This window comes from Cobetia sp. (genome assembly GCF_983723665.1).
Genome location: NZ_CFDJES010000152.1, coordinates 1 through 6,416, shown reverse-complemented (window position 1 = coordinate 6,416; position 6,416 = coordinate 1). Strand labels below are relative to the sequence as shown.

General features: G+C 65.9%; 4 protein-coding genes. 2 read left to right on the top strand and 2 right to left on the bottom strand.

Going from position 1 to position 6,416, the window contains the following annotated elements:
* Positions 1 to 24 precede the first annotated feature (24 nt).
* Positions 25 to 1,851: an SEC-C domain-containing protein gene (locus AC4FAH_RS12610; RefSeq protein ID WP_054555069.1), complete on the bottom strand. Its 1,827-nt coding sequence runs from the start codon at positions 1,849 to 1,851 to the stop codon at positions 25 to 27.
* Positions 1,852 to 2,006: 155 nt separating this feature from the next.
* Positions 2,007 to 2,957, bottom strand: coding sequence for a homocysteine S-methyltransferase family protein (locus AC4FAH_RS12605; RefSeq protein WP_287020073.1), 951 nt, complete (start codon positions 2,955 to 2,957; stop codon positions 2,007 to 2,009).
* Between the two features lie 255 nt (positions 2,958 to 3,212).
* On the opposite strand from AC4FAH_RS12605, the gene AC4FAH_RS12600 reads away from it, so the two are divergent.
* Both AC4FAH_RS12600 and AC4FAH_RS12595 read left to right on the top strand, forming a co-directional pair.
* The gene (locus tag AC4FAH_RS12600; protein WP_043332458.1) at positions 3,213 to 5,120 is read left to right on the top strand and encodes a coiled-coil domain-containing protein; all 1,908 of its coding nucleotides are present in this window, start codon (positions 3,213 to 3,215) and stop codon (positions 5,118 to 5,120) included.
* Positions 5,121 to 5,189: 69 nt separating this feature from the next.
* Positions 5,190 to 6,416, top strand: a 1,227-nt coding sequence (locus tag AC4FAH_RS12595; RefSeq protein WP_490246138.1) for a DNA topoisomerase, incomplete at its 3' end; no start/stop codon positions are given.

Below are 6,416 nucleotides of genomic sequence, written 5' to 3'. Positions count from 1 at the left end.
GCATGAGCGGCCTTTGACACCGGCTCAGCGATGCTTGGCCAGCCAGGCAAGCGCGCCTTCGCTGCGCTTCCACTGGTCCCGCATCAAGGTGCGGTACTGCCAGGCCTCACCACGCGTGCCGGGTTCCGGTGCTTCCACCGCCAGACTCACCGGCCGCGGATGCTCCGCCAGCAGCAGGCTGATCAGATGCGAATTGGCTTCCCGCACGATCTCGAGTGCCTGCTCGGCGTCCTTGTCGCGACCCAGTCGATAGAGCGCCAGCACCTGGCCCATCAGGATGCCCAACAGCGGCATTTCCTCATCGACGGCACGTCGCTCGATATCATGCTCGGCGAGGGTCACGGCCTCGTCGTTGCGGCCTTCGCGCAGCAGCTGATCCAGCACCAGCTCACGCAGGCCGAGGCTGTCTTCCTCGTCGAGCTTGAGCAGGCGCTCCGCCAGCTGGCGCGAACGCTCGCGCTCACCGCGCTCCATGCCGATCACCAGCCCCAGTCCACAGCGCAGCAACTGGGCGTTGTCGCCATCTTCCCAGCGCAACAGGCCGCCGGCCTGTTCGATCTGATCGAGCCAACGATCGAAGCGCTGTGCCAGCGGCACGAAGAAGGTGTCCGACATCCACGGCAGGCTACCGAAGCGACTGGCCAGTGCCAGGATCAGCCCCTGACACACCGCCGGAACGTCAAGCCATTCGGGGCTGGCGCACAGCTGCTGCAGCCACTCGTTGGGGTCCTGGACATCCCAGGGATCGATATCCAGCGCCAGCGCCGCCTCTTCCTCGATACGCGCCGGGAAGACCGCCTCCCAGAGCCCGAGTGTCACGGCCTGCTCCGCATTCTGACGGAACAGCAGACTGCCATCGTCCTGCGTTTCCAGCGCCAGACGCGGCGGATGCTCGATCACCTCGAACAGCGCCTGCAGGGCGGCCAGTGAATCCGACAGCGACTCATCGGAATTGACCATCTGCTCGGCGAGCGTGGCACGCGGGTTTTCGGCCAGATCCGCCAGGAATTCCAGCTGACCGGGCTCGATGTCCTTCTGCTTGGACAGACGACGCCACCAGAAGCGCGCACGATCCTGCGCCTCTTCCGGCTGGCCTTCGTGCAGCAGCAGCATGGCTTCGATATACGCCAGCGTCGGCGAATCGGGCAGCGTCTGCTGGGCACGAATGAAGGCGGCGCGCGCCGAGCCCAGATCATCGCTGTCCAGATGCAGCAGACACTGATGCTCCAGGGCGACGCCGCGCAGGAAGGCGGGGCCACGCTCCAGCACCTCATCGAGCAGCAGCGCCTTCTTGCGGGTGAAGCCGCGCTCCTGATAGAGATCCAGCAGCAGCTCGAAGCCAGGCTCGGCCTGCTCGGGCAGACGCGACCAGTCGCTGGTATCGAACAGCGCCTCCATGATCTGCTGAGCCCGACCACGATTGCCGCTCTCGGCGCTGATCAGCCCCGCCTCGAGCAGCGCCTGCGCCGGCGCGAGACCAGAGGCCAGCGCCGCCTTGAGCTGTTCACCCTTGAACTCGCGCAGCGACAGCATCCACATCAGGTGATCCGGAATCGCCGGCAGCTGCACCTTGTCGCAGCACTGCTTGTACTTGCGACCCGAGTCACACCAGCAAGGCTCGTTGCGTCCGGGTGGTGCCAACGACTCGCGCGCGAAGTCGAGTCGCACCAGCGGAGTCTGGCTCCACAGCACCGGCGCCAGCGCTACCGCCAGCGCTTCGTCGCCACCGCTGTAGTTCACGCCCTCCGAATGCGCCCACTGCATGAAGGCAGGAAAGGATTCATCGGCGCGGATGGCATCAAGTGCCCCACTGGCGTAACTCAAGAGCCGTTCGACCCACTCGGCAAGCATGGCATCTCCCTAAAAAAGCGTTTCACAGCCCTGCAGACACCGCATCCCGGTCGTCGCCTCGGCGTTCACCTCGGCGTTTCCTCAGGCGCGATGCCCGTCAGAACCTGCGAATCAAGGGGCGAAGTCTATCACGAGGAAGCCTCGCCCCTCATCGTTCACTCACTCAAGCGGCTGACGCAGCGATAACCTGCTGACCTGAGCTGTTCGGCCAGGCAGGCGATATGCGCCGGGCCCACCTCACAGCAACCGCCGACGATACGAATGCCGGCATTGACCCACCCCAGCGCATGCGCCGCGTACTGCTCCGGCCCCAGGTCTTCGCGTGCCTTGAGGTCCTTGACGGTGCCGCCGGGATTGAGCTCCGCGATGGAGGTGAAGCCGTTGGCATAGGCACCGGTCGGCAGCGGGCTGGCCAGCAGATTTTCCAGACTACCCTGAATGGCTTCCGGCGCGCTGCAATTGATCAGGATCGCGTCCACGCCCATCGCTTGCAGCATGCTGATCGCGTCGGCCAGCGGCTCACCACTGCGCAGGGTCGCGGTCAGGTCATCCTTCACCGTCAGCGAGACCCACACCGGCAAGCCGCTCTCGAGTGCGGCGGTGGCAGCGGCGCGAGCCTCGACGCAGGAAGACAGCGCCTCACACAGCAGGACATCGACCAGCGGTGCCTGCAATTCCACCAGCCGGCGATAGCTGGCCAGGGATTCGTCAGCACTCGGCGCGACATCGGGGCGATAGGTGGCGACCAGCGGCGGCAGGCAGCCTGCCACGCGCACGTCCGCCTCGCCACTCAGGGCGATGGCATCCCGCGCGGCCTTGCCAGCGGCGGCATGAATGGCCGCGATCGACTCGCCGACACCCGCCAGGCCCAGACGCTGCGGCGTGGCCGTGTAGGTATTGAGCGTGATGACGCGCGCGCCGGCACGAATGAAATCCAGGTGCAGGTCACGCACCAGCTCAGGCTGATCCAGCATCACCTGAGACGACCACAGCGGCGTCGGCTCACGACCGCTACGACGCACCAGTTCCTGGCCCATGCCGCCGTCCAGCAACACGACTTCAGCCCCGTCACCTGCACCCTTTCCTGCTTCTAAGTCTCGTTCCACACAACCTCCAGAGCTTTTTGATGTCCTAGCGTGAGCCTGACGACCTGGCGAGACCCGCTGGCCAGTCAGTGGCGGGCGAAATTCTACCACGCTCGACCCGCTTGCGGCCCTTGCTCACTGGAGCCAAAAGGCTGCCCAATGCTACTGTTGATGACACCCTTTGCCCCGCGCTGCGCTCGAGGCTCGTGCTCACGAACCTCTCGGCAGCCCATGTCGCGCCAGATGCCCCACCCCGTTCAATCAAGGAAGCCTGCCTTGCTGTTGCCGAGCCCCTTTCGTCCCCGAGCCAACACTGCCAATGACGCGCCCCAGGTGCGTCTGGAGCGTGAGGGCCGCGACGAGATTCGCCGCATTACCCAGGCCGTGGAGCGTGTGCCCTGGTCGGTGAGCCTGATGCAGATCCTGTGGACCGCAGGCCCGGTGACGCTGATCGGTGCCTGGGGCGGCTATCTGCTCGGTTACGGCAAGGAACCGACCTTCGAGAACTACATCTTCTTCATCTCCTACACCGTCATCACCGGTGTCGCGGGCATCGTGGCCAATATCGCCCACAACCTGACCAGCTCACGGCGCTATGACCGCACCGAAGCCAAGATCGAGCGCGTCATCGACACCGTGCCGGAGCTGATCCTCGCCACGCGCAATCTGATCGTCGAGAGCCTGGAAGGCGATGCCCGCCGGCGTGAAGCGGCGGCCATGCTGCTGCGCAAGCAGGACCTGGCGCCGGAGGGGGTCGAGCTGGCGGCGCTGGAGCTGCTCGATGACCGTGATGCCGCGCGCATCATCAGTCAGATCGACGTCTACCGTCGCGTGGGCCTGCATGCGCGTATCCGCGACATGAACAGCCTCAACCGCGAATGGCTCGAGCCCCAGTTCAATGAGCTGGCCGAGCTGGCCCCCGAGGCCATCGGCCTGCTGCGTGAGCGCTTCGAAGGGCGCGCGCCCGACCTGCACAGCGGCGTGCCGCGTGACGAGAACTTCATCGAGCGTGTGCTGGCGGCCATCGAGCAGGACAACGACCTGCTGATGACCCTGCAGGACGTGGAGGAGATGTTGATTCTGGCCTTCGAGCTGATCAGCGGGCGCAAGATTCCGCTGCTGACCTTCGAATACCGTGGCCGCTGGAAGCTGGCGCGCGCGCTGGACAACCTCGAGCATGCCCGCTCACGCTATCGCATACGTCAGGCCACCGGCCTGTCACGCCTCAAGGCGCTGACGGTCTATCTGGCCGAGCAGTCCGGCACCCTGGTGGAGGATGCCGCCTCCGGCCTGCGCGCCGAGGTACTGCTGGAGCGCTCCACCCAGGCGATGGACGCCCTTGCCGAACAGGTGACGCATCTGGCGATCGCGGTCAATGAAGGCGATCGTGAACACCGCGCCGCGCTGCGCTCGCGCGCCGACATCCTCACCAACGCCATCCGCCTCTACAAGACGGTGACCAATGCCTACGAGCAGGTCGGGCGCAGTCACGCCGTCTTCCTCAAGATGTCCAAGCGCTGGGAAAACATCGCCTCGCAGATGTCCGATGACGCCACCCGCCTGCGGGTCGGCCCGGGCCGTCGTGGTCTGCGCATCCAGGAAAAGACCATCGCGCTGGACGATGAAGCCAAGGCGGAGGTCTGCAAGCATCTGGCCGATCACTTGAACGAGAGCCGCATCAAGCGCGTCGACAGCGAGATCGCCTACCAGGCGCGCGAGACGGTGCTGCGCGTCGGTGTCGACAAGGCCAAGGCGATGGCGGTCGAGATCGCCCTCGCGCTGGAGCCCCACATACACCTGTCACGCCCGGCCGTGCAGCGCGCCATCAATGGCTCCAACGCCGCCTATTTCGGCCAGCTGGAGCCCAATCAGTCCGCGGCGGCCAAGGCGGCCCTGGGCAGCGCCATGGTGCGCGAGATCGACGATGACCTGTCACGCACCGCCGAATCACTGGCCATCGCACTGGTGCGCCACTACCGCGTCGAGCTGGAGCCGCTGGCCATCGAGTTCCTGCGCGATACCTTCGGCGCCCGTGAAGCGACGCTCAACATGCTCAGCAACTATCAGCCCGCCGACCATCACCCGGTCAGCTATCTCTCCAATCGCCCCCCGCTGATCCAGACCGCCAACCGCGACTGGTATCGCGCCCTCGTCCAGGCGCGTCGCGCGCTCGACGACGATTGATCCCCGCCTCGGGCCAACGGCATACTGTATGGATCATCATATCGACAGCCTTTGACCGCAGGATGCCCGATGCGCCTGATCATCGCCGAAAAGCCCAGCCTCGCCCGCGCCATTGCCGAGGCGCTGCCCGGACGCTCAAGCAAGCGCGACGGCTATATCGATGCCGGTGACACCCGTGTCACCTGGTGCATCGGCCACCTGCTGGAGCAGGCCCCGCCGGATGACTACGACGAGCGCTTCAAGCGCTGGTCGCTGGATCACCTGCCGATCATCCCCGAGCAATGGAAGCTCAAGCCGCGCAGCCAGGCGCGCGGTCAGCTCAAGACCATCCGCGAGCAGCTCAAGTTGGCCGATGAGGTCGTGCATGCCGGCGACCCCGATCGCGAAGGCCAGCTGCTGGTGCAGGAAGTGCTGGAGCACATGCGCTGGCGCGGGCCGGTCAAACGCCTGCTGATCAGCGACATGAACCGCCCCGCCGTCAGCCGTGCCCTCAACAAGCTGGACGACAATCAGCGCTGGCAGCCGCTCTATGAAGCCGCGCTGGCGCGCCAGCGCGCCGACTGGCTGTATGGCATGAACCTGACCCGCGCCTGGACATTGACCGGGCGTCAGGCCGGCCACGATGGCGTATTGTCAGTGGGACGCGTGCAGACGCCGCTGCTGGGGCTGGTCGTGCGCCGTGACGAGGAAATCGAGGCCTTCGAGCCTCGCGCCTTCTTCCCGCTGTGGATAGAGGCTGGCGTGGCGGCGGGCAGCTTCAAGGCCTGGTGGCATGCGCCCAGCTCACCCTGGCTGCAACGTCTGGCGGACAAGGGCACCCCGCTGCCACTCGATGACAAGGGTCGCCTGCTGGATAGCCGTCCCGCCGAGCGCCTCGCCCGCCATCTCGCGACCTTGACCACCCTCGGCGATGGCCATGTCGAAAGTGTCGAGGCCAGCGACAAGTCACAGCCCGCGCCGCTGCCCTATTCGCTCTCGGCGCTGCAGGTCGATGCCGCGCGCCGTTTTCGCCTGCCCGCCCAGAAGGTCCTCGACACCTGTCAGGCGCTTTACGAGCGTCATCAGCTGATCACCTATCCGCGCTCCGACTGTCGCTACCTGCCGCGCGAACATCACGCCGGCATGGCCAATCTGATGATCAGTGCCTGCGTGGGTGACCGCGAGCTTGAACGCTTCAGTGGCGGCGCCGATTTCAGCCTGCGCTCGCGCGCCTTCAATGACAGCAAGGTCAGCGCGCACCACGCCTTGGCGCCGACCGGGCGCGAGCCGGACTATGCGCGCCTGTCGCGCGATGAA

Excerpts from the sequence above, each read along its gene's own strand:
- AC4FAH_RS12610 (WP_054555069.1), bottom strand. The coding sequence starts at position 1,851 with ATGCTTGCCGAGTGGGTCGAACGGCTCTTGAGTTACGCCAGTGGGGCA.